The sequence below is a fragment of the Porphyromonas crevioricanis genome (assembly GCF_900167225.1).
Lineage (GTDB): Bacteria > Bacteroidota > Bacteroidia > Bacteroidales > Porphyromonadaceae > Porphyromonas > Porphyromonas crevioricanis.
Map to the genome: position 1 here is coordinate 17,758 of NZ_FUXH01000014.1, position 26,114 is coordinate 43,871.

At 47.8% G+C, this 26,114-nt stretch carries 22 protein-coding genes; 13 read left to right on the forward strand and 9 right to left on the reverse strand.

Annotation, left to right across the window (positions count from 1 at the left end; genetic code table 11):
- The first annotated feature begins 22 nt into the window (after window positions 1–22).
- From B5D48_RS07435 to B5D48_RS07450, 4 genes are all read left to right on the forward strand, one after another.
- Window positions 23–1,054 carry a porin gene (locus B5D48_RS07435; protein WP_023936555.1) on the forward strand — a complete coding sequence of 344 codons (1,032 nt, stop codon included), beginning with the start codon at window positions 23–25 and terminating at the stop codon, window positions 1,052–1,054.
- Between the two features lie 318 nt (window positions 1,055–1,372).
- Window positions 1,373–2,851: a DUF3868 domain-containing protein gene (locus tag B5D48_RS07440; protein ID WP_023936557.1), complete on the forward strand. Its 1,479-nt coding sequence runs from the start codon at window positions 1,373–1,375 to the stop codon at window positions 2,849–2,851.
- Between the two features lie 182 nt (window positions 2,852–3,033).
- Window positions 3,034–5,661: an alanine--tRNA ligase gene (gene alaS, locus B5D48_RS07445; protein ID WP_023936559.1), complete on the forward strand. Its 2,628-nt coding sequence runs from the start codon at window positions 3,034–3,036 to the stop codon at window positions 5,659–5,661.
- Between the two features lies 1 nt (window position 5,662).
- Window positions 5,663–6,751 carry a 3-dehydroquinate synthase gene (locus B5D48_RS07450; RefSeq protein WP_023936561.1) on the forward strand — a complete coding sequence of 363 codons (1,089 nt, stop codon included), beginning with the start codon at window positions 5,663–5,665 and terminating at the stop codon, window positions 6,749–6,751.
- Between the two features lie 104 nt (window positions 6,752–6,855).
- On the opposite strand, the gene B5D48_RS07455 is transcribed toward B5D48_RS07450, so the two are convergent.
- The 8 genes from B5D48_RS07455 to B5D48_RS07490 all read right to left on the reverse strand — a co-directional run bounded on the left by B5D48_RS07455 (window position 6,856) and on the right by B5D48_RS07490 (window position 15,591).
- Window positions 6,856–7,185 (reverse strand): hypothetical protein, encoded by a 330-nt coding sequence (locus B5D48_RS07455; RefSeq protein ID WP_023939890.1) that lies wholly within the window; start codon window positions 7,183–7,185, stop codon window positions 6,856–6,858.
- A gap of 4 nt (window positions 7,186–7,189) precedes the next feature.
- On the reverse strand, window positions 7,190–8,107 hold the full coding sequence (locus B5D48_RS07460; RefSeq protein ID WP_023936565.1) for a DUF4296 domain-containing protein: 918 nt from the start codon (window positions 8,105–8,107) through the stop codon (window positions 7,190–7,192).
- Between the two features lie 8 nt (window positions 8,108–8,115).
- Window positions 8,116–8,769 carry a lipoprotein signal peptidase gene (locus B5D48_RS07465; RefSeq protein WP_036887245.1) on the reverse strand — a complete coding sequence of 218 codons (654 nt, stop codon included), beginning with the start codon at window positions 8,767–8,769 and terminating at the stop codon, window positions 8,116–8,118.
- Window positions 8,766–9,146 (reverse strand): TraR/DksA family transcriptional regulator, encoded by a 381-nt coding sequence (locus B5D48_RS07470; RefSeq protein WP_023936570.1) that lies wholly within the window; start codon window positions 9,144–9,146, stop codon window positions 8,766–8,768. Before B5D48_RS07470 ends, B5D48_RS07465 begins: the two co-directional genes overlap by 4 nt.
- 9 nt (window positions 9,147–9,155) lie before the next feature.
- Window positions 9,156–12,581, reverse strand: coding sequence for an isoleucine--tRNA ligase (gene ileS / locus B5D48_RS07475; RefSeq protein WP_023936572.1), 3,426 nt, complete (start codon window positions 12,579–12,581; stop codon window positions 9,156–9,158).
- Between the two features lie 200 nt (window positions 12,582–12,781).
- Window positions 12,782–14,146: an ABC transporter permease gene (locus B5D48_RS07480; RefSeq protein ID WP_023936576.1), complete on the reverse strand. Its 1,365-nt coding sequence runs from the start codon at window positions 14,144–14,146 to the stop codon at window positions 12,782–12,784.
- Window positions 14,133–15,059, reverse strand: coding sequence for an ABC transporter ATP-binding protein (locus B5D48_RS07485; RefSeq protein WP_023936578.1), 927 nt, complete (start codon window positions 15,057–15,059; stop codon window positions 14,133–14,135). The genes B5D48_RS07480 and B5D48_RS07485 overlap by 14 nt, the downstream gene beginning before the upstream one ends.
- Window positions 15,060–15,087: 28 nt before the next feature.
- The gene (locus B5D48_RS07490; protein ID WP_023936580.1) at window positions 15,088–15,591 is read right to left on the reverse strand and encodes a type I restriction enzyme HsdR N-terminal domain-containing protein; all 504 of its coding nucleotides are present in this window, start codon (window positions 15,589–15,591) and stop codon (window positions 15,088–15,090) included.
- An 80-nt stretch (window positions 15,592–15,671) separates the two neighbouring features.
- On the opposite strand from B5D48_RS07490, the gene B5D48_RS07495 reads away from it, so the two are divergent.
- The 9 genes from B5D48_RS07495 (at window position 15,672) to B5D48_RS07540 (ending at window position 24,628) form a co-directional block, all read left to right on the forward strand.
- Entirely contained in the window at window positions 15,672–16,448 is a 777-nt protein-coding gene (locus tag B5D48_RS07495; RefSeq protein ID WP_023936584.1) for an AMP nucleosidase, read from the forward strand.
- Between the two features lie 32 nt (window positions 16,449–16,480).
- Window positions 16,481–17,512, forward strand: a complete 1,032-nt coding sequence (holA, locus tag B5D48_RS07500; protein ID WP_023936586.1) for a DNA polymerase III subunit delta — start codon at window positions 16,481–16,483, stop codon at window positions 17,510–17,512.
- On the forward strand, window positions 17,509–18,741 hold the full coding sequence (locus tag B5D48_RS07505) for an ABC transporter permease (RefSeq protein ID WP_023936588.1): 1,233 nt from the start codon (window positions 17,509–17,511) through the stop codon (window positions 18,739–18,741). Before holA ends, B5D48_RS07505 begins: the two co-directional genes overlap by 4 nt.
- Before the next feature lie 830 nt (window positions 18,742–19,571).
- Window positions 19,572–20,660, forward strand: coding sequence for an endolytic transglycosylase MltG (gene mltG, locus B5D48_RS07515; protein ID WP_036890003.1), 1,089 nt, complete (start codon window positions 19,572–19,574; stop codon window positions 20,658–20,660).
- A complete protein-coding gene (locus B5D48_RS07520) occupies window positions 20,657–21,391 on the forward strand; it encodes a tRNA threonylcarbamoyladenosine dehydratase (RefSeq protein ID WP_023936592.1) in 735 nt (244 codons plus the stop codon). The genes mltG and B5D48_RS07520 overlap by 4 nt, the downstream gene beginning before the upstream one ends.
- Window positions 21,392–21,458: 67 nt before the next feature.
- Window positions 21,459–22,139 (forward strand): ABC transporter ATP-binding protein, encoded by a 681-nt coding sequence (locus B5D48_RS07525; RefSeq protein ID WP_036887298.1) that lies wholly within the window; start codon window positions 21,459–21,461, stop codon window positions 22,137–22,139.
- Entirely contained in the window at window positions 22,136–22,840 is a 705-nt protein-coding gene (locus B5D48_RS07530; RefSeq protein ID WP_023936596.1) for a ComEA family DNA-binding protein, read from the forward strand. Before B5D48_RS07525 ends, B5D48_RS07530 begins: the two co-directional genes overlap by 4 nt.
- Window positions 22,827–23,435: an L-threonylcarbamoyladenylate synthase gene (locus tag B5D48_RS07535; RefSeq protein WP_036887297.1), complete on the forward strand. Its 609-nt coding sequence runs from the start codon at window positions 22,827–22,829 to the stop codon at window positions 23,433–23,435. The genes B5D48_RS07530 and B5D48_RS07535 overlap by 14 nt, the downstream gene beginning before the upstream one ends.
- Window positions 23,436–23,461: 26 nt before the next feature.
- Window positions 23,462–24,628, forward strand: a complete 1,167-nt coding sequence (locus tag B5D48_RS07540; protein ID WP_023936600.1) for a DNA polymerase III subunit — start codon at window positions 23,462–23,464, stop codon at window positions 24,626–24,628.
- Window positions 24,629–24,632: 4 nt separating this feature from the next.
- Here the strand turns inward: B5D48_RS07540 and B5D48_RS07545 are convergent, their stop codons facing one another.
- Window positions 24,633–26,000, reverse strand: coding sequence for a lamin tail domain-containing protein (locus B5D48_RS07545; RefSeq protein ID WP_143742827.1), 1,368 nt, complete (start codon window positions 25,998–26,000; stop codon window positions 24,633–24,635).
- Window positions 26,001–26,114 lie beyond the last annotated feature (114 nt).

Below are 26,114 nucleotides of genomic sequence, written 5' to 3' on the forward strand. Positions count from 1 at the left end.
GCTACCAGTTGCATTTTCGTCTATGAGATCTGTTCTTAGTTCTTTCTTCTACTGCTTTGTCCTTTTCGTTTTTTCTGTCTTGTCATCTGTTTTGGTCGGTTATGCCCAGCAGGAGAAGACCTTTTTGCCAGAGATAAGAGGGACGGTGCGAGGAAAGTTTGAATATCAGCCTGATATAAATAAAGGGCGATTTGGTGTTCGGAATGCTCGTTTTGGAATTTCCGGGTATGTCACCGAGCATCTGCAATACAAGAGTGAAGTAGATCTGTCTGATGAGGGGCGGATACGGATGCTCGATGCTTATGTGCGACTAAATCCGATACAAAACGGACGTTTCACCATCGGGCAAATGAGAGTGCCTTTTACGATTGATGCTCACCGCTCGCCACACGAACAGTATTTCGCCAACCGATCTTTCATAGCTAAGCAGGTCGGCAATGTCCGAGATGTGGGGGCTGCGGCGTACTACAAGATCCAGACTCGATTGTCCATCATCCTGGAAGCCGGTATTTTTAACGGATCGGGCTTGTATGAGAACAAGAACTTCTGGACAGACAATTTCAATTTTTCCACCAAGCTACAGCTACTCTCTCCCTCCGGATTTAATCTGACACTCAGTATGCAAAAGAGTAAGACTGGCGATGTCTTTACTTATATGTACAACGGAGGAATGTATTACCACACCGGACCTTGGCACTTGGAAGCGGAGTATATGCTCAAGAAGTATGAGAAGGGTGCTTTCCCCGATATGAGTGCGGTTGATGCTTTTATTTGTTATGACTTACCTGTCCGTAGGCTTTTCAAGAAGATCTCTTTCCTTTGCCGATATGATTATATGGGAGATCATAGCAATGGCATCTATGGACCAGATCGGAAGTTGCAACTCTCCGATGCAGAGCGACATCGGACAACTGCTGGGCTCACATTCAGTCTGGCCAAACCTTTTGTGTCGGATATACGGATCAATTATGAGAAGTATTTCTATAGCAAAGAAGCCCCGATCAAGATTTCTGAGCAGGATAAGATTGTTGTAGAGCTGATGACACGCTTTTAATCAAGATCAAGACAATAGCCCCCCTTTTTTTAAGTTGGGAAAGAAACCTCTCACGAAAGGAAGGCTTGGGAGCTTTTTTAGATTAAGCTGAGGAACGAGCATAGGCTTTCTTCCAGAAGATTCATATCCTTCTTTCTTTTCGTCTCACATTTCTTTGATTTTCTCGCAGAGACCTGCTTGACATCTGATTTTGCTGTACATTTGGGTGTAATCCTGATAAGGCTTGGAAATACCTACTGCCAAGTTGTTTCGAGTGATATTATTTAGACAGACATAGGGCGTGCAGACCTATATGTTTGCGATTAAAAAAAGAAGAACATGATGAAACGATTGACCATCTATTTGTTGCTCCTATTGAGCGTTATTTGTGCCCGACAGTCGGCTGCCCAAAATCCATACGAAGGGCAAGTCCTTTATGAGAATTATCACGTAAATCGTCTGTTGCAGAATGGAGAAATCTCAAAGATCGAAATGAGATACACGGTCGATCTGAGCAAAGTAAAGCTCAAATCTACCCAGCAAATCCGTATCACTCCTATTTTGCGTTCGTCCGACAAACGAGACTCTCTGCTTCTTGACTCCTATTGGGTGGTGGGAGCTAACCGTTACAGAGCCATCCGCAGGGCTGTGGAGCTTGGCAGTGATACAACTTACTGTATGGATCGAGTGCTGAAAAGGAAAAACAAGGAAGCTCAAACGATAGAGATAAAGGGAATAATAGACTATCGACCATGGATGCATTCGGCTAATTTCTCTGTTGTGGAAGAAGTGACTGGCTGTGCTGGTTGTAATGACGGAACTTACATATCTCAATTGGTCTCGAAACTTTTCCCCGATCCTTATCAACCTCGTCTCGTGGCCGAATATGTTAAGCCAAAAGTAGAAGCGGTCAAGCATCGGGCTGAGAGCCTTGAGGCTTTCTTCAATTACAAACAAGGCAAGCATGATTTGCTTGTAGACTACAAGGGTAATGCCGGAGAAATAGCTCGAGTGGATAAGTTCGTCAAGAGCATTTTGGGAGATTCTAATTTGCAGGTTTCCGACTTCAAGATAGACGGCTATGCCTCACCGGAAGGACGTTTCGAAAGCAATATCACACTCTCCAAAAATAGAGCCTATACGTTCGCTTCTTTCCTCAAAAACACCTACGGAATTTCGGACAGCAAAATGAAAATAGACTGGCATGGAGAGGATTGGGATGGACTGAAGAATTTGGTTGAGACTTCCTCTCTCGAATACAAAGAGGAGATCCTCAATATCATAGATACCAAAGAGACTGATTTGCAGCGAGAAGCGGCTATCAACAAACTTGACAAGGGGAAGACTTTGAACCATCTGCTTGAGGACTATTACCCCAGATTGCGCCGAAACGTAGCCAGTGTCTCCTACGTGGTAAAGGCTTTCGATCTGCAAGAGGCTAAGGAAGTGTACCATCGCAAGCCGAGTCAGTTGAGTTTGGATGAATTGTTTCAGGTAGCTAATTCTTTTGAGAAAGGGAGTGAGGATTTTGCGCAAGTATTCAGAGTTGCGCACAATCTGTTTCCTGCCGATCCCATTGCTAATCTCAACTGTGGAGCAGCAGAGATCGAAGCAGGAAGGCCAGCCGAAGCACTCAACTATCTGATGAAAGCACAAGACTTGCCCGAAGCTCTCAACAATATCGGTTGTGCTTTGGCGATGCAGAGAAAGTATGATCAGGCGGAGGTCTACTTCGATCGTGCTATCGCTGCCGGCAACAGACAAGCGGTTCTCAACAAAGAGGAAAATAGAAAAGCTGCTGAAACGGCTGTTCGCTGAACAATCCAACAAAGGATCTTACTGGTCCCGATACAGCAAGGCAATCCCCGACCGTATTTATTTCGGCCGGGGATTGTTGTATCCAGACCTATACCTTGGTCACAATAGCCTCATTGGAGTAATACTCGTCACTCTCACATATATAGCGTATTTTTGTGACCACAAACGTTATATAGCTAAGTATGAAGACTGCGAAAGAAATTCGTCAATCATTTTTAGATTTTTTCGCCTCTAAGGGGCACAAGATAGTACCCTCGGCACCCATGGTTATTAAGGGGGACCCGACATTGATGTTTACCAATGCTGGGATGAACCAGTTCAAGGACATTATCCTTGGTAACAGCGAACCGAAATACAAACGAGTGGCCGATTCGCAGAAATGTCTGCGTGTCAGTGGCAAACACAATGATTTGGAAGAAGTCGGTCGCGATACCTATCATCACACTATGTTCGAGATGCTCGGCAACTGGAGCTTTGGTGACTATTTCAAGGCTGAGGCCATCGATTGGGCTTGGGAGTTTCTGGTAGGAACATTGCAAATCGATCCCAATAGGCTCTACGCAACCGTTTTCGAGGGGTGTGCCGAAGAACAGTTAGAGCGTGACGACGAAGCTGCGAGCTACTGGGCTAAACATTTGCCAAAGAATAGGATCATCAACGGAAATCGCAAAGACAATTTCTGGGAAATGGGCGATACCGGGCCTTGTGGGCCTTGTTCGGAGATACATATAGACATACGTAGCGATGCCGAACGTTCTCAAGTTGATGGGCGAGAGTTGGTAAATAAGGATCATCCCCAAGTGATAGAGATATGGAACCTTGTTTTCATGCAATACAACCGCCATTCTGATGGTCATCTCTCTCCTCTTCCTCACAAAGTGATCGATACGGGGATGGGTTTTGAACGACTCTGTATGGCGATGCAGGGTAAGAGCTCGAACTATGATACCGATATTTTCCAGCCACTGATACAAGCAATTGGCAATCTATCTGGCAAAAGCTATGGAGATAATCCGCAGGTTGATATAGCCATGCGTGTAATTGCCGATCATATACGTACTATCGCTTTCGCTATTACGGATGGACAATTGCCTTCCAATGCCAAGGCTGGTTATGTGATACGCCGCATCTTGCGTCGAGCTGTCCGTTACGGTTATACCTTCCTTGATAGACGCTCGGCTTTCATGTACACCCTTCTGCCCACTCTCATCGATGTGATGGGAGAGGCTTACCCCGAACTGCAAGCCCAGCAGCAATTGATAGAGAAAGTGATTAAAGAGGAAGAAGAGAGTTTCTTGCGTACTCTCGAGACCGGTATCAAGATGCTTGATAGACAGATAGCCGAGGCCAAAGCAGCCGGTTCTACCGAGCTGAATGGTCTACATGCTTTCACCCTCTATGATACCTACGGCTTCCCATTGGATCTTACCGAGCTGATCTTGCGTGAAAATAATATGAGCGCAGATATCAAAGGCTTTGAAGCGGAGATGCAAAAGCAGAAAGACCGTGCTCGCAACGCAGCTGCAACAGAAACAGAAGACTGGGTGGAGATCGCAGCAGGGGAGACGACTTTTGTCGGCTATGATCACACCGAAGTGGAGTGTCGCATCCTTCGCTACCGTCTGATCAAGCAGAAAAACAAACAATACTACCAGGTCGTACTCTCGGCTTCTCCTTTCTACGCAGAGATGGGTGGACAAGTAGGAGACAGTGGTTGGCTTATCGATGAGGGCGAAAAAGAATACCCCATATTCGATACGAAGCGGGAAAATAACCTGCCGGTGCACCTGATGGAGAAGTTACCCGGAGATCCCTCTACCGATTTTGTAGCTCGTATCAATGTGGAACGTCGCTTGGCTGCCGAATGCAACCACACGGCCACCCACTTGCTGCACGAAGCCTTGCGAGAAATTCTCGGCACACACGTTGAGCAAAAAGGTTCTTTTGTAAGTCCTGAAGTTCTGCGCTTCGACTTTTCTCACTTCTCTAAATTGAGTGAAGAAGAAATCAGGAAGGTAGAACAGCTGGTCACTCTCCGCATCAGACGAGATTATCCACGCGAAGAGAAACGAAATATCCCGATCAAAGAAGCGATGGATATGGGAGCTATGGCTCTCTTTGGAGAAAAGTATGGCGAGGAAGTGCGTGTGCTTAAGTATGGCTCTTCCATAGAGCTTTGTGGAGGTACTCATGTGCCATCCACCGGGGTGATCGGTACTTTCCGTATCGTGAGTGAAAGCTCTATTGCAGCAGGTATTCGACGTATCGAAGCTGTTACCGCTGCTAACGCTGAGCAGTATTTATACGAACAGGCCGATTTACTTACCCAACTGAAAGATTTGTTGGGCAATAACCCTCAGCCCTTGAAAGCTCTAAGCAAACTTATTGATGAGACAAATAGCCTGAAAAAGCAACGTGCCGAAATGCTCAAGCAGCAAGCTGCAAATATACGTGATCGGCTTTTGCAGTCCACACAAAGCGTTAATGGGCTGCGTCTCTTCCGTCTGGAAGAAGAACTCCCTGCTGACGTTGTGCGTGATATTGCCTTGAGAATAGACAGTGCCATGAAGGAGCCTTACTTCTTTGTTGCCGGCACTGTATTCGAGGACAAACCGACCCTGACTGTTGCTCTGTCTCGCTCCTTGGTCGAGCAAGGCCATGATGCCGGCAAGATCGTTCGTGAGGCTGCCAAGGCTATACGCGGTGGTGGTGGTGGTCAGCCCCACTTTGCTACAGCGGGGGGAAAAGATGCAGCCGGACTGAAAGACGCTGTCCGTTCGATCCTCAAATTGGCCAATTTGGAAGCTTAAATTGCTCTTAGAACACAAATATCTGAGCAGTCGTATCATAGCCGGTCGAGCTTGTCTCGGCCGGCCTATTGCGGATCTGTTGGAGCAAATGCAGCCTGATAAGCTTTTTGCTCTGATAGATGAAGCCGTAATGAGTGCGCATGAGGATTTGTTGCGCCCTTTGTTGGCAAAAATCCCAACCATCAGGCAAAAGATCTGGGTGATAGACGAAAGTCGCAAGAATTTGCAGAGCTGTTTGGAGATTTGGCAATGGTTAGAGGGAGAGAGAGCCTCCCGGCATTCGCTGCTCATCAATATAGGAGGAGGAGTGCTGACCGACCTGGGAGGCTTTGCCGCCTCCGTTTTCAAGAGAGGAATGCGCACGATCAATGTCCCCACCTCTCTAATGGGGATGGTGGATGCGGCAATAGGTGGAAAGACCGGTATCGACTGGTTGGGACTGAAGAATATAATCGGAAGTTTTCATCAAGCAGAAGTTGTGGCTGTCGATCCCGGTTTTCTCTCTTCTTTGCCGCCTCGGGAGGTTCTATCCGGATATGTTGAGCTTGTCAAGCACAGCCTGTTACAAACGAAAGCGGAGTGGGATAATTGCCGAGGCCGTGATCCCTTGTTATTAAACGACTCCCTATACGATCTTATTGAACAATCGGCTCGTTTCAAAGCCAATTTAATAGCGCGGGACCCACAGGAAGGAGGCCTACGCAAAGTATTGAACTTAGGACACACTATCGGACATGCAGTAGAGAGTCTGGCGTTGGAATCCGATTCTCTTCCTTCTCTTACCCATGGGGAAGCGGTACTGATAGGTTTGATTGCCGAGACATATATCAGTCATCGTCGCTATGGTTTTCCCTCTGATGAGTTGCAGTCCCTTGTTTATTTTGCTCGGGAATATTACTCGCCTTTCCCTCTCAGATGCAATATGTACAAGCGAATTGTAGACTTTGCAATGAATGATAAAAAGAATAGAGGCAACGGAATCTCCTTTGTCGCCCTCCGAGCTATCGGAGAGTATGTCATTGATGCTCCGCTTAGCGAATCGGATATACGAGAAGGATTGGACTTCTATCGCGAATCTTCCGGCTTCTAAGTCCTTTTGTCATTTCTTTTCGATAGAGCCCTTTTTTAGCACATAAAAAAAGAAACTTTCTCGTGATGAGGCTTCATCCGGAGCGATGTAGTAAGAGGAGAAACTTACTCCAAGCGGAGTAGATGCAGAGAGAACGGCCCAGAAAGAGTGCTTATGAGCTGTCGCATTTCTTTCAGTTCGATGCAACGGGTAAGTGCTGAAATACCGATACTTGCGTCCGGATCGGCTTGTACAGAAAAGGAGGTGAGAAACGTTCCCTCTTTGCTCTTTTCCTCATTCAGAGGACGAAGCTCGAGTACTCCCGGATAAAAAGCTACACTATGTGTCTCTCGTTCGAACAAATCCAGACTCACATTGCCATTAGGTGAGAGTCCCACCAACGGCCATCGCAGACAATATCCTTTGCAAAGTAAATAGTGAGCAGCGTAACGCATTCCTCTATTGAAGTGATGGGTCCGGAGCAGAGGTCGAGGCAGCAGAATCGAGTCGGGCATGCTGACAGCGAATCAGACTCACACTGTCTATCAGTACGGGTATCGGATGTGTGTACAAGGAATCCGCAGCCGCTCGAGCTAAGAGGTAGGCTCGGACATTAGGAGACGAACTGAGTTGCTTGGGCACAGCTAACCTAAGTCTATGCATACCAGCCCGATAAATGGGTTTTGTCTTATATGCCTTTACCGTGTCCGAATCGATGATCGCGAGACCTATCTGTAAATCAGAATTGAGCTTAGTCGGGATCTCACCCAACAGACGAATATTAAACTCAAAGAAATGAGAGTCATTGCTCCCATAAATGTATTTCCGCTCATACTTCTGATAGTAGAGCTGTTGACCCAAAAATATTGTAGTGGAAGTATCGGGATAGGATAGTAGATTGACCGAATCTTTCACTTCCTCTCTTCGTGCAAGGATATTCAAGCGCATGGCATCATAATGCCTGCTCAAGGAGTCTGCAAGGGCTAAGCGATCCGACAAGGAATCCTGTATAGCCTGCCAAAGCTCCTGCAAAGCCTTCGGCTGATGCAACGAATACCAAAGCATGGAACTATCGTAGTCAATGCGATCCACGCCATGTTTGCGAAAGATGTGAGCATAGGCTCGTGCCAAAATAGAATCCGGAGCATAGCTGCCATATTGTGTCTCCAAAAAACCTTCTGTTTGATACAGATCAATCGTTACTTTCAGCAGTTTTCTCTTGTCTATGCGATCCCAGGAGCTTCTTGTACGGAACAGGCTCTGACCGATCAGGATGAGTAGCAATATGCCCAACAGTACCGCCAAAAAGATTTTGTGTCTGCGGATAAAATTGCCCAGCTTGGAGGCAATCAGTTTGAGAGCAGCCCCGAATGTCATACTTTATTCTATTGTCTGCGAGTGAGCCAATGAGGCTTCTTCACCATGCCCATTGCTTTGAACAGAGTGCGTGGGTAGCAAACAATGAGGAAGAATCCGCCTACGCAAATACAAGCATCTGCAAAGTTGAATATGGCACTGAAGAAAGTAAACTCTTCACCACCCACTATCGGGAACCATTCAGGGTAAGTGGTTGTGAAAAGAGGGAAATAAAACATGTCCACCACCTTGCCATAGAACCACGATGTATACCCACCTTCGGGAGGGAATAGCGAAGCCACCTGTCCATGGCTATCACCGAAGATAACCCCATAGAATATAGAATCTAAGATATTACCCAGCCCACCTGCTAGCACTGCGGCCAATGAGGCCATAAAGCCCATGGACCAGCGTTGAGCTTTGGATATCTGTACAACAGCATAAGCGGCAATGCTTATAGCTATGATCCTCAGAAGTGTGAGCAGCAGCTTGCTACCTATGGTGATCCCATAGGCCATGCCCGGGTTTTCAATAAAGTAGATGCGAAACCAGTCAGTAATATAAATTTCCTCCTGTAGCATCATATGAGTCTTCACTGCGACCTTGATCACCTGATCAATAAGCAACAGCAACAAGACAAGCAAGGCCGTATACCGGCCTTGCCAATGCCTTTTATTTCTCATTTCTTTTCGTTGAGCTTAGCTTCGATACTCAAAGTAGCATGAGGCACAGCTCTGAGCCTTTCCTTGGGAATTAGTTTGCCGGTCTCTCGGCAAATGCCATAAGTGCCATTTTCTATGCGCACCAACGCCGCTTGCAAGTTCTGGATAAACTTCATCAGGCGTTGAGCCAAACGGCCAGCCTCTTCTTTGGATAGGGTGGTGGCTCCTTCTTCCAGTACTTTGAAAGTGGGGGAAGTGTCCGCCACATCATTGCCATCCGCATTGCTCACCCCGGAGCGCAATTGCTCAAAGTCCTTTGTTGCCTGAGCAATCTTCTCCAGAATAAGCTCCTTAAACTCGGCCAGTTCCTCTTCTGTGTATTTAGTCTTTTCTGCCATATTGTGAGATTAACATTTTTCGATTTGTACATGTAACCCAAAGTCATCGAAATCCAGTTCTACTCCATCGCTAACCACATCGGTTATTTCTATGCGGTTGGCTTGCACTTCTCGTGCTATATAGTCGTGGTAGAGATCGATTACCTCATCCATTACATCCGAAGAGAGAACCAGCAAATCGATTCGGTCGCTCAAATCGTATCCACTCTGTTTGCGTAGATTTTGGATGCGATTGACAAACTCTCTGGCCAAGCCTTCGGTGCGAAGTTCGTCCGTTACGGTAATATCCAAAGCTACCGTGATAGCCCCTTCATTAGTCACCAGCCAGCCGGGAATATCTTCAGAAATAATTTCTACATCAGCAGTCGTGATGACAGCCGAGGGTTCGTTTGCCGAAAAACTCAGCTCAAAGCTCCCATCACGCTCCAGCGTGCGGATGTCCTCCTGACTCATTTGCTGTACGGCAGCAGCCAAGGCCTTCATCACCTTGCCATAGCGAGGACCGAGTTTCTTAAAGTCGGGTTTGATACGCTTGACCAGAACTCCACTGTTGTCATCCACATAGCGAAGCTCCTTGACATTCACCTCGCTCAAAATTAGTTCTTCAACAGACTCTATCGCACGCTTCTCGCGCCCCTCTGCAATCGGGATCATGAGTGTTTGCAATGGTTGACGAACCTTGATATTCACTCTGCGACGCAGAGACAACACCATGGAGGTGATAAGCTGAGCCAAACTCATACTTCTCTCCAGACGCTTGTCGAAGAAACATTCGTTCACTTTCGGGAATTTGCACAGATGCACCGAGTCTTGGCTCTTTGGGAGGTGGTCTGTGAGATCTCGGTAAAGCCTGTCCGCATAGAACGGAGCTATCGGAGCCATGAGCTTAGAAACGGAGATCAGACAGTAGTAGAGCGTTTGATAGGCTGAGAGTTTATCTCTGGTCATATCTCCAGCCCAGAAGCGGCGACGGGAGAGGCGCACATACCAGTTACTTAGCTGTTCAGTCACAAATTCGCCTATGGCTCTGGCTGCCCGGGTTGGTTCATATTGCTCAAGCTGGGTGTCTACTTCCTCGATCAATGTATTCAGAGAAGAAAGGATCCAGCGGTCTATTTCCGGGCGTTCGGAGACTTCCACCAAAGGCTCCGTCCTATCGAACCCATCGAGATTGGCGTACAGTGCAAAGAATTGGTATGTGTTGTAGAGTGTCCCGAAAAATTTGCGGCGCACTTCCTCTATTCCTTCTATGTCGAATTTGATATTATCCCAGGGGGAAGCATTGGTAATCATGTACCAGCGCAGAGGGTCGGAACCGTATTCTTCTATTGTCTCAAAAGGATCTATTGCATTGCCAAGACGTTTGCTCATCTTGTTGCCGTTCTTGTCCAGCACCAAACCATTGGAAACGACTGTGCGGAAGGCCGTCTTGTCACTGATCATCGTGGCAATAGCGTGCAAGGTGAAGAACCATCCCCGAGTTTGGTCTACACCCTCAGCAATAAAGTCGGCCGGCAACAGTTTGCCGTTCTCCACGTCCTCTTTGTGTTCAAATGGGTAATGGAGCTGTGCGTAGGGCATTGCGCCCGAGTCGAACCACACGTCTATGAGATCCGCCTCTCTGTGCATTGGTTGTCCTTTAGGGGATAGCAGTATAATGTCATCCACATATGGGCGGTGCAGGTCTATCTTGTCGTAGTTGGCACGGCTGTAGTCCCCTACTACGAAACCTTGATAGGGATTCTTAGACATCAGTCCAGCTGCGACAGCCTTGTCTATCTCACGCATCAATTCTTCTGCCGATCCTATGCAGAGTTCTTCGCTACCGTCTTCGCTGCGCCAGATAGGTAGGGGAGTGCCCCAAAAACGACTGCGAGAGAGGTTCCAGTCCTGTAAGTTTTCCAGCCACTTCCCGAAGCGTCCCGTACCGGTGGATTCCGGTTTCCAGTTGATTGTTTTGTTAAGCTCTATCATCCGGTCTTTCACAGCAGTTGTGCGGATAAACCAGCTGTCCAACGGATAATAAAGCACAGGCTTGTCGGTGCGCCAGCAGTGTGGATAGTTGTGTGTGTGACGTTCGATGCGGAAAACTTTCCCTTGCATCTTGAGCATTACGCAGATCGACACGTCCAATGTCTCATCCTCTTCGGTCAGGCGACTGTCATAGGCGTTTTTTACATATCGTCCGGCATATACATCGTAGAGGGGTAAGTCTATATATCTCTCTACAAAATCAGGATCTAAATCCCTCACCTTGTAGAAACGGCCACGCAGATCGACCATGGGGCGGCGGTTGCCGTCTTTGTCAAGCAGCATGAGCGGTGGCACTCCGGCAGCTTTGGCTACACGATCGTCATCGGCACCGAAAGTCGGTGCAATATGTACAATACCGGTACCGTCTTCGGTTGTTACGAAATCCCCACTGATAACTCTGAAGGCCCCTTCTCCGGGATTTACCCAAGGGATCAGCTGTTCGTAGTGCATCCCTACTAATTCTTTTCCTTTGCAGCTGCCTACTACACGATAGGGAACTGCCTTGTCTCCCGGCTTGAAAGTAGACATGGCTTCCTCCCCCTCATGCTTGGGGCTAAAGAGCGTCCCAACAAGGGCTTCGGCCATGACAACCGTAATGGGAACAGAAGAGTAGGGGTTGTATGTTTGGATAATCGAGTAGGTAATTTCAGGGCCCACACAGAGAGCCGTGTTGGAGGGAAGCGTCCAAGGCGTTGTTGTCCAAGCCAAAAAGAAGGGCTCTCCATGCTGTGTCATCTCCGGCTTGGGATCCAGTATCTTGAACTGGGCAACGCAAGTGGTGTCTTTCACATCTCTGTAGCAACCCGGCTGGTTCAGCTCATGCGTGCTGAGTCCGGTGCCGGCAGCCGGTGAGTAAGGCTGTATAGTATAGCCTTTGTAGAGCAAACCCTTGTTATATATCTCTTTGAGCAGATACCACAGGGTCTCAATATAGCGATTGTCGTAAGTGATGTAGGGATGCTCCATATCGACCCAATAGCCCATACGGTCGGTTAGGTTCATCCATTCGGAGGTGTATTTCATCACCTCTTTGCGGCATGCTGCATTATAGTCTGCCACACTGATCGTCTTGCCAATGCTCTCCTTGGTAATGCCGAGTTTCTTCTCCACTCCCAGTTCTACGGGTAACCCGTGAGTGTCCCAGCCGGCTTTGCGGTTGACCAGAAAACCCTTCATTGTCTTATAGCGACAGAATATATCCTTGATAGACCGTGCTATCACGTGATGGATACCCGGCATACCATTGGCCGAAGGAGGACCCTCGTAGAAGACAAAACTCGGTGCTTCGGCTCTCTCTTTCAGGCTACGAGCAAAAATGTCATTCTCTTGCCAGCTCTCCAATACCTCTTTGTTGATCTTCGAGAGGTTGAGCTGATTATATTCTCTAAACTTTCGATCCATAAAAATATGATTGTCGAATTTGCTTATTTGTGCGCAAATGTACTTAAAATCTGCCTATCCGACAGCACCTTGTCCGTGTGTCCTCTCTCTCTCAAAGGAGCTTGTCGAAAAGCGATTTGTGAGAGGCTTCTCTGCCATCTTTCAATCTTTTTGCCATAAAAAAAGGAGTGCCGATTTGTTTACGACACTCCTTGTTCTTTTCAATTATAATTGATCCATCGCCACATCTCCTTGAACGAGGGCTTTTTGCCATACATCAGCACACCTACGCGGTAGATCTTCGAGGCCAGCCAAGTGACACCTACGAAGGTGAGGAATAGCAGACCGATACTCAAAATCTCCTGCCACAGCGGGACTTCATAAGGGAGGCGAACCATCATAACAACCGGAGAGGTAAACGGAAAGAGGGAGCTCCAAAAGGCCAATGGACCGTCGGGGTTGTCACGAGAGCCAAAGGCTGCATAGAAAGAGAAAAGCATCAGTATCGACACTGGTATGACAAACTGATTGGTGTCTTCGTCACTGGATACTGCAGAGCCAATGGCTGCAAAAAGAGCTGCGTAGAGCAAATACCCTCCTATGAAGTAGAGTACGAAAAGAGTAAGGATCTCCGTAAAGTTGATCCCGGCAATAATACTCATCACATCTTGTACCTGACTGAAGTTTTCCATCCCCATTTGAGAGGAGATCCCCAACTGTTCGGGATTTTGTACCGCAGTTAGGGTATTGGCACTGTATATCCCGCCCAACAATGCGAATTGAAGAACGAAGAAGAGTATTCCGGTGAGGACAAACCAAAGGAAGATCTGAGAGAGCCCGACTAACCCCACTCCAAGTATTTTCCCCATCATCATGTCAAATGGTTTTACAGAGCTGACCATTACCTCCATAATACGGCTTTTCTTTTCCTCCAGTACTCCCTGAAGGACCATTCCCCCATACATCATGATGAACATATAGCTTATCCCGGTGAGAACCATCCCTATAATGCCGGCCACATCGCCTGAAGTACGCTCGGTATTACCGGCCTCACCCCATTTGTAGGTGGGAATGGAGAGGTCTACTTTGGATTGCTCAATCATTTCTTTTAGCCCCTCTATTTGGTACGAATCCAGGAGTTTGTTCGTGAGGTAGGTTTCCAGTGTTCGCTCTACTTCTCCTGCCAGTTTACTGGGTAGCTGTTTGTAGGAATAAATTTTGAGCTTGTCGCCTGCCAGATAGAGAGAATCCCCCTCAAGCAAGGGACCAGAAATATCCACTATTGCCGTGACGTGCTCTTCGTCGCTTTTAGAGGAAGCCAAATCTCTGTATTCTTCCAAAGTCCTATCGGCAGGTACATAGCGGAAGTCCTCGTTGTCATGAAAAAGAGGCAGGTATTCTCCCGTAGGATCGATGATTGCGATGGTCTTTTGCTCGTCTTTGGCCCATTGGGCAATGAAGATCGGCAAGACTGTAATGGCTGCAAACAGTATAGGCATGAGGAAGGTCATAATCCAGAAGCTTTTCTTCCTCACCCGTATGGCATACTCACGGCCAATGATTACGCTGATCTTATTGTTGCTCATGTGTATTGTTCTTTACTGTTTTGACGAAAATATCATGCATCGAGGGAAGCTCTTCCTCGAAGAGAAGCAAATTGCAGGAGGAGGGGATGCCGGCTATTACCTCCTGATTGTGCACGCCTGTCGGGCGACGGAAGCGGATCGTATGGCGTCCTCCCCTTGTCTTGTATTCCAAAATATTGAGGCTATCGAGGTAGCTCTGTGGCAGGGTGTCGGAAGACTCCAGAACTATCTTGAGAAGCCCCTCGCTGTGCTGTCTCTTGATTTCCTCCACGGAGCCATTGAGCACGATATGCGCACTGTTTACCAGAGCAATATCATCGCAAACCTCCTCCACAGACTGCATATTGTGTGTGGAAAAGATGACCGTGCGTCCTTTATCTCTCAGGTTCAGGATCTCGGCTTTGAGTAAATCGGCATTCACCGGGTCAAAACCGCTGAATGGCTCATCGAATATCAATAACTCCGGCTCATGTATCACGGTGGAGACGAATTGTATCTTTTGTTGCATCCCTTTGGATAGCTCTTCGACTTTTTTGTTCCACCAGGGCATGATGTCGAACTTATCGAACCATTCCCTCAAACGAGCGGTGGCCGTAGCGGTATCTATCCCTTTGAGACGGGCTAAATAGATGGCCTGCTCGCCGACTTTCATTTTGCGATACAAGCCTCGCTCCTCCGGCAAATATCCTATGCGAGAAACATCCTTGGCTGCCAAGGGCTTTCCCTCTATCAGTACCTCTCCTTTGTCCGGAGCTGTAATGCGGTTGATAATACGGATAAGAGATGTCTTGCCGGCTCCATTCGGGCCCAACAGACCGAACACTTTGCCCTGCTCTACAGAGATGCTTACATCATCGAGAGCAACGTGGTTGGCATAGCGTTTGTGCACATGACGTGCTTCTAAAAACGGCATAAATAATCTGTCTTATTATTGAATAAATTTATTCCGAAAGCTTTGTACTGGAGCCTGAGCTGTCATCTCTCCTCTCCCTCTGCAGCTCGGTGTAGGAGGGAATATGATCCAGCGGCTTTACGCTGTTGGTTGCATAGTCTATGGCAAAAGCAACATGGGCAAGGCCGTTGCTCAATACGATATATGGCACGCGACAGCTGTAGTTATACTGCACTGCCTGACGTACCACTGCTTCTCCTATAGATACTCGAGGAGCTTTGTATTCGACAATCAGCAATGGTTTTAGGCTGGAGTCGAATACGACCGTATCACAGCGTTTCTTTACTCGCCCTACTTCTATCTCAAATTCATTGGCCAACAGCCCGGGAGGATAGCCCATGTCGGTTATCAAGTGCTGCACAAAACGCTGCCGAACCTCTTCCTCCGGGGTGAAGCGTACATATTTGCCACGGAGAGGATCGAATACATAGAGCCGCCCTCCGTCCTCCTCTCGAAGACGAAGATCACAAGGGGGTAGGTTCAGAGTATTCATCTATCTTTGCTCTTGCTCTTTTCGTAGAGGTTCCTTTCCGGTAAAAAAGGCCTCCAAACAGCAGAGACAAAGGTAACAATATGCTCACAAAGCAAGCAATAGTAGAGAATTGGCTCCCCCGCTACACAGGGCGCAAACTGTCCGATTTCGATCCTTATATTTTGATCACCAACTTCGCTCATTATTTGGAGCTATTTGCAGCCAAGTTCGGTGTGGAAGTGGAGGGCTTAGGCTTGCCTATGAGCACGGTATCTGCCGAAGGTATCACCCTTATCAACTTTGGCATGGGGAGCCCCAATGCCGCAACGATAATGGATTTGCTATCTGCCGTATCGCCCAAGGCGGTTGTCTTTCTGGGTAAATGCGGCGGACTCAAACAGGCCAACAAAGTGGGAGACTATGTGCTTCCCATTGCCGGCATACGAGGAGAGGGAACAAGCGATGACTACTTGCTGCATGATGTCCCCTCCTTGCCTTCTTTTTCCGTGTTGCGAGCTATTTCTTCGGCTTTGGCGGACAGGAAAGAAGACTATTGGACAGGCACTATCTATACAACGAATCGTCGAGTTTGGGAGCATGACGGACAATTCAGAGACTTTTTGAAAAAGACACACGCCACAGGTATCGATATGGAGACTGCCACGCTCTTTACCGCCGGCTTTGCCAACAAGATTCCTACCGGAGCATTGCTACTGATCTCCGATATGCCTGTGCAGGCCGATGGGATAAAGACAGAGGCTTCGGATAGGGCTGTTACTCGCAGCTATGCTGCCGATCACTTAGATTTGGGTATCGAAGCCATAAGGGTGCTACAGAGTGACAGAGATACAATCAGGCATATCAAATTCAGTTGGTAGAAAAAAGTTTCTGTGCGCAGACTGATTAGACCATGACTTCCTATTCCTCCATTGTACAGTCGATACGAAAGAAAAAAACGGGCCGAGTCTACCTGCTGTGCGGTGATGAACCGTATTATATAGACAGCCTGACCGCTCTCTTTGAAAGAGAGCTTGTTGCAGAAGAGGACAAAGACTTCGATCAGACGACTTTGTATGGCTCCAAAGAGATCAAAGCCCGGGACATTATCTCAGAATCCATGCGTCTGCCCATGATTGGGCAGAAACTCCTAATCGTGATCAGAGAGGCCCAGTTGGTCTCCGACCTCGAAAAGTTGGAGCCTTACCTCAAAGAGTTGCCCGAGACAACGACATTGGTACTTGCACAAAAGAAGAAAGCAGACAAACGAAAATCACTGTTCAAAACAATAGAACAAGTCGGTGTTGTTTTTGAATCCTTGCGTGTGCCTGATTATCGACTGACGGATGCCATCGCTTCTATGGCATCGGAGCACAACTGCCTTATTGACCCTCGATCTACGGAAATGTTGGCTGACTTTCTCGGCAATGACCTTGCCAAGATCAAACAGGAAATAGACAAGCTCATCCTGATCCTGCAGGCCGAAGGGAAACGAATGCAAATCACGGCAGACCTGATAGAGCGGCATATAGGCATAAGCCGAGAGTTCAACAGTTTTGAGCTCCTCAGGGCGATCATAAAGAGAGACACGGCCAAGGCCTATCGCATAGCTGTTACTTTTGGGCAAAACGAAAAGGCTAATCCTATCCAACCAACATTGGCTGTACTCTTCAATTATTTTTCTCTCCTTATGGCAGCTCACTACCTCCCCGATAAGAGCGAAAACGGACTTATGGAGGGATTGGGTTTCAAACAGAGATTTCAAGCCCGAGACTATATGGTAGGGCTAAGACTTTACTCTCCGATGCAGGTGTATGAGATCATACACCAAATACGTCTGACTGACGCTGCCTCCAAAGGAGTCGAAGCACAGGCCGGTATCTCCAACAAAGAACTTCTGGTAGAGCTTCTCAGCAAGATATTTCAACCCTCGATAAGATCGTGAGCTTCTCCTCTTTCATCGCCCGTCGCCTTTTCAGAAGTAAGCACGGCCGACATCGGCCCGGGCTTAATCCTATCATACGCATATCTATCATAGGGGTGGCTCTTTGTTCTTCTATTATGTTGCTCTCGGTAGCTGTTACCCTGGGCTTCAAGCAGCAAACAGCCGAATATATACGATCTACTACTGGAGATTTGGCTATCAGTCCGCTCGATCGCTCCATTCTTTTTTGGGGAACAGGAGAAAAGTTGCTTGACGAACTCCGGTTCATCCCCGGTATCGTGGAGGCAAACCCTATCATTATCAGCACTGCTATACTCAAAACAGACTCCGCATTTGCCGGACTTCCCGTCATGGGAATTGATTCTTCGTACAGCATGGGAAACTTAAACAGTCTGATTTTGAGTGGCACTCCACCTCCCTGGGATAAGCAACGACTGTCGCAAAATCCGGTTATGCTTACTCGAGAGATAGCAGAGCAACTCGACCTGCAAGTAGGAGATCCGGTGAAGATATACAGCACCAATGAGGGAAATATACGGTTGCGTAAGCTGTCTGTGGCGGCTATCTATGAGGGAACCGGCAAAACCTCCCCGGCTGTTGTGCCGATAGAACTTCTCCGGCGAATGCTCTCTCGGCAAACCGATGAGGTGACGAATATCCGGATTATGACGGAGCGTATCCCTTCTGAACAAATGCAGGAGCGGGTCTTGGAAAGGCTGAGTAAAAGCGATGCCATACCACAGGGACCAGCCTTGGGAGTAAGCCGTGCCGAAGACCTCAACCCGCAAATGTTCGCTTGGCTCGAAATGATTGATTCCAACGTCTATATCTTACTCATTCTGATTGCTCTAGTTGCGGGTTTCACCATGATTGCCGGTCTTACAATACTAGTGCTGGACAAGACCTCTCTGATCGGTATTTTGAAAGCGTTGGGAGCAACCGACAGAGGACTGAGAGCTGTCTTTATTCGCTTGAGCCTTTTCCTTATCCTTAAAGGTCTGTTTTGGGGTAATGCCATTGCACTACTCGTCTGTCTATTGCAGAAACATTTCCAGATTGTCAAGTTAGACAGGGAAATGTACTATATGAGTCATGTGCCGATAGAGATAGATCCTCTGCTGTGGTTGGCAGTCAATCTGGGTGCAACGACCCTTATCATGCTCATGCTACTTGGTCCGTCTCGCATTGTCGGGCGGATCAGTCCGGGACGTGTGATGCACTTCGACTAAGCCTCCCTCCTCCCACAAAACAACGGAGAACCCTCGCCCTGCGGTAGCTTCAGAAGCCCTCTTCTTGTATTGTTAAATGCGACATATTTTGTAAATTTTTGACTGTGATGAAAATCGGAAAAATAGAGGAGAAAAAGGCCCTAAAGCCAGGAGAAGGTACCCCCTCTTTATGCCTTTTATGACCACCCTTCAGAATGCCGATGAATAGGGCGTTCTGGAGGGGTCGATTTTTTCTCCTGAGAGAATTTTTGCTAACACAGGAGAGAATAAAATTTTTCACAGGAGAGAATTTTTGTTTCCTCCCGTGTCAGCAAAAAACGTCTCCTATGGGCATCAAAAAAGAGAGGAAAAACACGATCAAAATAGCTCCAATTTGAGTAGGAAAAGCATGGTAAAAAGAAAACATAATAACAAGGAAATGAACAAATATATACGGTCCTGCGCGCCCCTAAGAAAGAACTCCGAGGATTTATATTGAGGAACCATTTGCATAACACGGTGCTTGCTGCATTATTTTCACTATTCTGGATCAAGTCTTATGCGACAAGTATATTACCTGCTGAAACTCGAAGGAATTGGAGAGGGCCACACAAGGTTCGGTCATATGGAACAAGTATGTTGCCTGCTGAAACTCGAAGGAATTGGAGGGGGCCACACAAGGCTCGGTCGTATGCAACAAATATACTCCCTATACCCTCAACCTCAATGCTTTCTGGATTACTGCATTCTGCAAAATCAACAAAACGGCAAATAAAATTTGCTATTTGGGAACCCATGCAAAGGGCCTTATCGAGGACTGTGCAATGGTCTCTATTTGTAACTTTGAGGCGATGAAAACAAAACGATCAAACAAAAGTCGCAGATATAGACGCAAACGGACCAAGTCCAAGTCTCGCTTGCTACTTTTTCTCATCCCAGGTATTTTGCTACTGGTCTTTCTGGGTACTTTTTCCTACGCATACCGACAAGTTGCTTTTTTGCCGGCTGTGCAAGGAGCTGATACAACTCATCTTTTCCTTAAACCTGGGCTTACGCTTAGTCGGGCTATTGATTTGCTGGAGCAAAAAACTCCTTTGCGAAAGCCTCGCTTGAGTCATGCATATATTTCTTGGCGAGGAGCCTCGACCAAAGTAGGGCAAGGACGCTATATCTTGTTGCCCGATATGAGTATGCAGGAGATCTGCAATTTACTTTTGTCGGGAGGAGAAACGCCGGTTTCCCTCACATTAAGAGGGCTAAGAACACAGGGGGAGCTGGTCTCTTTCTTTTCTTCCTACTTGGCTATGTCTTCTCAAGAGCTATCCGCAGCTCTGTCCGATTCGTCTCTTTGTGACAGTTTGGGTGGATTTGATACCGAGACGATCCGTTGCCTTTTTTTGCCGGGAGACTATAGTTTCCCATGGAATGTAAGCGTGGAAGAATTGCTTGCAAGTATGCAGCTTCGCTATCGTGAATACTGGACGGACAAACGCCGGGCACAAGCTGACAGTTTGGGACTCAGTCCCATAGAGGTATCCATTATCGCCTCTATTGTGGAAGAAGAGTCTGCCAAACGAGATGAACATGGGCGAATAGCTCGGCTTTATCTCAATCGATATCGTCGGGGGATGAGACTACAGGCTGATCCCACGGTAAAGTTTGCAGCCGGGAGATTTGATCTTAGGCGTATCACATTGCCCTATTTGGGAGTAAGATCACCGTACAACACTTATCAGGTAGAGGGTTTGCCTCCCGGACCGATTCGTTTGGCTCGCCCATCTACTATGGACAGTCTACTCTACTCTAAGCCGAGTAATGATCTCTATATGTGTGCGAAGGAGGATTTTTCGGGTTATCACAATTTTGCGTCTACCTATGCTGAGCATTTGAGTAACGCCAGAAGGTATCAGGCGGAATTGAATAAACGTGGTATTAAATGAGTTCGGCTACAATACCTGAGTGGCAATCTCGCACCGCTCTCTTGTTGGGCGAAAAAGGACAACGAGCCCTTTCTGCAGCTCACGTCTTGGTAGTAGGTCTTGGTGGTGTAGGAGGCTGGGCAGCCGAGATGCTGGCCAGAGCCGGAGTAGGACGCATGACAATTGTAGACGCTGACGAAGTGTCTCCCTCTAATATCAACCGCCAGTTGGTAGCTACGCACAGCAGCATAGGCAGGCCTAAGACTGAGGTCTTGGCAGAGCGTTTGCGAGATATCAATCCGGATATTGAGTTGTATGTGCATCATATGTTTGTCAAGGACGAAGCGATGGAGTCTCTACTTGACGAAGCTCCGTACGACTATGTGTTGGATGCGATCGATTCACTCAGTCCCAAGGTATATCTCATTGCTCTATCTCTGCAGCGGGGCTTGCGGATCATCAGCTCCATGGGAGCCGGAGCCAAGCTCGATCCGTCTTGCATACAAGTAGACGATATTAGCCACAGTCACAACTGCACGCTTGCACGCTCTGTGCGCAAAAGACTCCGTCCTTTGGGTATTCGCAAAGGGGTGCCTGTGGTATATTCTACCGAGTTGCCGGATAGCAATGCCGTAATTTCCGTTTCCGATGAATGTTGCAAACGCTCTACAGCGGGGACTTTGAGCTATATGCCAGCTCTTTTTGGTATACGTATGGCAGCAGAGGTTATTCGCACGCTGTCCGGCTGTTAGTATTTCGCTACAAGCGACATCATTCATTCTCATCACAATAGTGTCGTATCTTCGTAGGGTCATGGAGATTCTCAAAGCAGAACAAATACACAAGACTTTCGATAGTCTGGAGGTCCTCAAAGGGATTGATTTGAGTGTACACAAAGCCGAGATTGTGGCTATTGTAGGGCCTTCGGGTGCTGGGAAAACTACTTTGTTGCAGATTTTGGGTTTGCTGGATAAGGCCGATCCGGGTGGGCGAGTATTGATAGAAGGGCGAGATACTTCGGGTCTGAGCGACAATAAGTTGGCCGAGATACGCAATCGTTATTTGGGTTTTGTGTTTCAGCAACACCAGTTGTTGCCGGAGTTTACGGCTTTGGAGAATGTAATGATCCCCGGGCTTATCATGAGACGCAAACGGGAGGAGCTGCGAAGAGCGGCTGCCGAATTGCTCGATACGTTGGGTCTATCAGCCAGAAAGGAGCACAAGCCCAGCGAACTGTCCGGTGGAGAGCGGCAGCGTGTGGCTGTGGCCCGAGCTATGATCAATCATCCTGCAATTATTCTGGCAGACGAACCCTCTGGTAGCCTCGACAGCAGACATAAGGAAGAATTGCACTCTTTGTTCTTTGAGTTAAGGCACAATACGGGTCAATCATTCCTGATTGTAACACATGATGAAGGGTTAGCCATGCAGTGCGATAGGCGTATCTGTTTGTCGGATGGGAAAATAGAAGGTATCATAACTCAAAATAGAGTTCGATGAGAAACTGGCTGCATATAGGGAAGTCTGAGCTGATCGTGCTATGTGTCGTTTCGGTTTCGATCTTGCTTCTGGTTTTGCTCATCGAAGTTTTTCCGGCAGGCAGGGCCGATAATCCCTCCCCCACGGAGACAGCTCTACCGCTGGCAGACAGCACAGAAAATACGCAGGCAAAAAGACTCCCTCAGACCACTCGCGATACTTCGATAGAGAGATCAGCTGACTATGCAGGCCCTCCGGAGCATATTCTCTACAAGCCGAAGAAAAAACTAACAGCCGGTAGCCGGGTGGATCTCAATACGGCCGATTCGGCAACTCTCACAACTGTGCCCGGCATAGGCCCAGCTTTTGCCAGACGGATCGTTGCCTATCGAAAGCGTTTGGGTGGGTTCTATACAGTGCTGCAATTACAAGAGGTTTATGGGATGGATCATGAGCGATACTCGCAAATCAAGCCTTACTTCAGCATAGGGCGACTTCCCGAAAAGATCGCCTTGCAGCAACCCTCGGGAGACAGCCTGCCTCGACATCCCTATCTCAATTACAAACAAAAAAATCGGCTGGAGCAGTTGATCCGTCGTAATGGCTGTGTGCAATCCTGGCAGCAGCTCTACGACTGTGGTTTGTTCAATCGAGATGATAGCATCCGGCTGAGTCATTATTTCACCCTATCAATAAGTAGCAAAGACAGTGTCACTCCTTAGAATCTATACCGATGCGCCCGATGAGAGCAGTATTCGGGACTTAGTCTCTCTGATAGAGAGAGGTGAGGTGGTTGTCCTTCCCACATCCACGGGCTATAGCTATGCCTGTCATGCTCTCCAGCCCAAGGCCATAGACAAGCTCTACCGTATCAAGGGCTATACCAATACCAAACGCCCCTTGGCCATTCTCTGTGCCGATCTGGCTGAGGCGGCCAAATATTGCCGTATAAACGATGGGGCTTTCCGTTATATTCGTGAACATGGAGGAAGGTACACTTTTATTCTGCCGGCTGTCGGCATGCTCCCTAAGAGTATCCGACAGCGCAAGGAATTAGGGCTTCGGCTGGCCGAGCATCCCATTGCATTGGCTGTGTTGAGAGAATTGCAGGCTCCTCTGATGTTGGCTTCTATTCCCTGTCCGGAGGATGAGGATCCGCAAGACTTGTGCAACCCTGATTTGATAGCGGAGCTAAATGATGCCCGGCATAAATCCGAGCAGGCAGCCCTTGTCGTAGACGCTGGCATCGTAGAGCGCAGACCCTCTACTATAGTAGACTGTTGTAGTGAAGAATACAATGTGATACGCCAAGGCTGACCCAATCCCGAGACGAATGCTTCCGTATGAGATTCGATGATGTAGCAGCCCACGAAGGCTTGAAAAGAAGTTTGAGGAAGTTGGCAGATGAAGGTCATTTGCCTCACGCATTATTATTTAGTGGAGCGGATGGTAGCGGAGCTTTGGCTCTGGCTTTGGCTCTTGCGCAGTATATCAACTGTTGGGAGCCAACAGGAGGAGAGCCCTGCGGACATTGTCCCTCTTGTGCCAAGTATAATGTTTTGGCACACCCCGACCTGTTCTATCTTTTTCCTATAGTTGGGGGAGATAAATCTTGCACAGAAGACTTTTTGCCTCTATGGCGAGAGTATGCCCCTCGTCCATACCTTAGTGCGACAGACTGGTTGCAGGCAATCAAGGCTGGTAACAGTCGTCCTCTGATTTATAGTCGTGAAAGTGATCTGTTGGATGAGCAATTGAGCTACCGCATAGCTGAAGCTAAATACCGAGTGCTGATCATTTGGCAACCCGAACGAATGCACGAGACGCTCAGCAATAAGCTGTTGAAATTTATAGAGGAGCCTCCGGAGCGAACACTCATATTCATGGCCTCTATCGAGCCGGAACTATTGCTGCCTACGATTTTGAGCCGTACTCAGCGGATCGAATTGCCACTGCTTGGCGAGATGGAGATATACAAGGCCTTGTCAGCTAAGAGCCTTGAAGGTGTTTCGGATGCTGATTGTCGAGAGGCTGCTCATCTTTCCGGAGGGTTGATGCGCAAGGCATTGGATCATTTACAGGGAGATAAGACAAGAGAGGCCCGGTTTGTGGTGTTCTTGAGGTTGTTGGCGTTACTCAATCCTGCACGTCCCTTCGATATGCGTCGTTTGGCCGACGAGTTGGCCGAAAGAAGCCGGGAAGAGCAATTGGAACTCCTTGAAGCTTTCGCCTCCTACTTTCGGGAGTTGTATGTCTATCCTTTGCGATTGGAGCAAATTTCTTATCTCAACGCATCGGAAAAGCGATTGGCCGAACGCATGGCCGGAGCTGTATCGAGTAAAAATGTACGAGGTATTAGTGCCGAATTGGATTTGGCAAGCCTGCATATCAGACGCAACGTGAATAGCCGAATGGTATTCTTTGATCTCTTTCTCCGTTTGGCGGCACAGCTCTCTTCCGGAATGAAACAAACTGGTGTCACAGCTTCGGCCATAGAGAACTTGTGCTGAGGTTTTAGTCCTGTATTAGAAAATGAGAGTAACCTAGTTGTTTAGTTTCTTTTCCGTCTTTTACATCCAGCACCAGCAGGTAATTGCCCGGCTGTAGGCGCATGGCTTTGCCAGGATTGAAAAGGGGATGCTCCAGCAGAGTCGTAAGGCGCATACATTGCTCATGCCCAAATCTGCGTATACTGCGCCCGTCAAGGGTATATACTCGTATTTCCGCGGTAAGGCTCTTATCATCTTTGAGCATCTGCACAAATCTTTTCATCAGGGTTTGAAGTGAGACGGAGCCTTCGGCCCTCTCTTTCTCCCCTTCCTTTTCTCCAATGTCTGGCAAGGGAGTGTTAGGACCTTTCTCTGCTCGGGTATTAGGTACTCCGGGGCTGGCATAGTGAGGAGGCAAAGCGGATCGCCAAGTCGAAGAAGTCTCTCCATCGAGCAAAGGCGAAACTTTTTCTGCAGCCACCCCTGCCTTGGATTTGAGCTCTTTCTCAAAATAAGCTGTGCTATACTCCGCCTGGTCAATCCCTAAATACTCTTCCCCCATAAGAATGAGAGCGATGCTACATCCTTTGTTGGAGAGTCTGGGCCAATAGGGTAGTGTGTGTATCCGATTTCGTATGGCAAAGGGATAGCTTGCAGCGACCAGATCGGCATCTTCGCTCAATACGATGTAGTCTTGGGGAGGGAGCAATACGCCTTTTGGCAGAGGATAGAGTGTTTTTACCTCTCTGTTGCGAACAATACCGATCGCCAGTCGGTCTCCTTTTATCGCTTTCTCCGATCCATTATACAACTCAATGTATTCGGCACTGCCTTTCAGGGGATTGGCCATAATTTCATTGATACGTATAAGTTCCATGTCTGTCGTATTTCCTGGATCAGTCGGCTCTTGTTCGTCCTCTTTCGATGGATCTACACCGGGAATGTCCATTGGGGAAGAGGATGCCGATACCTTCAATCCATCTATCCACACACTCTCCCGGCTTCGATTGGTGTAGCTTACAGCTATTCCCAGTTGTCCTTGGATGGAAGGCACAGGCGGCAGATAGAGAGACTGCCCTACGGCTATGCCTCCGACCGGCTCACTTTCTGTCTTTATCCATAATTTCCAACCTTGATTGGCAGAGTAGTAGACCTTGAACCAAAATTGCTCACCAGCTTCTACAATATGTCTGCTGTCCGATATGAGTGTGCCTTCTTCTCTTAGTTTGTATTTTTTGTCTCCCATGTCTTCAAGAGACACGGTTACCAGCCTTATCATTCGCTCCGTCCGGCCGAAAGAGAGAGCAACGAATTTCTCTTCCGTATCCTCCATTTCGTGATACGGATAGAGAAGGAAGTAGACATGATGTCGGGCGGATGCTTTTTGTCGCATTTCTAAATTTCCCTCCCAAGACATGTATTTGTCTATTGGAGTTGAGGAGTTGAGGTAGGAAAGTCGAGATCCATTTATTTCGAGGCCCTTGTGAAGTAGTCGACCCTGTTTTAT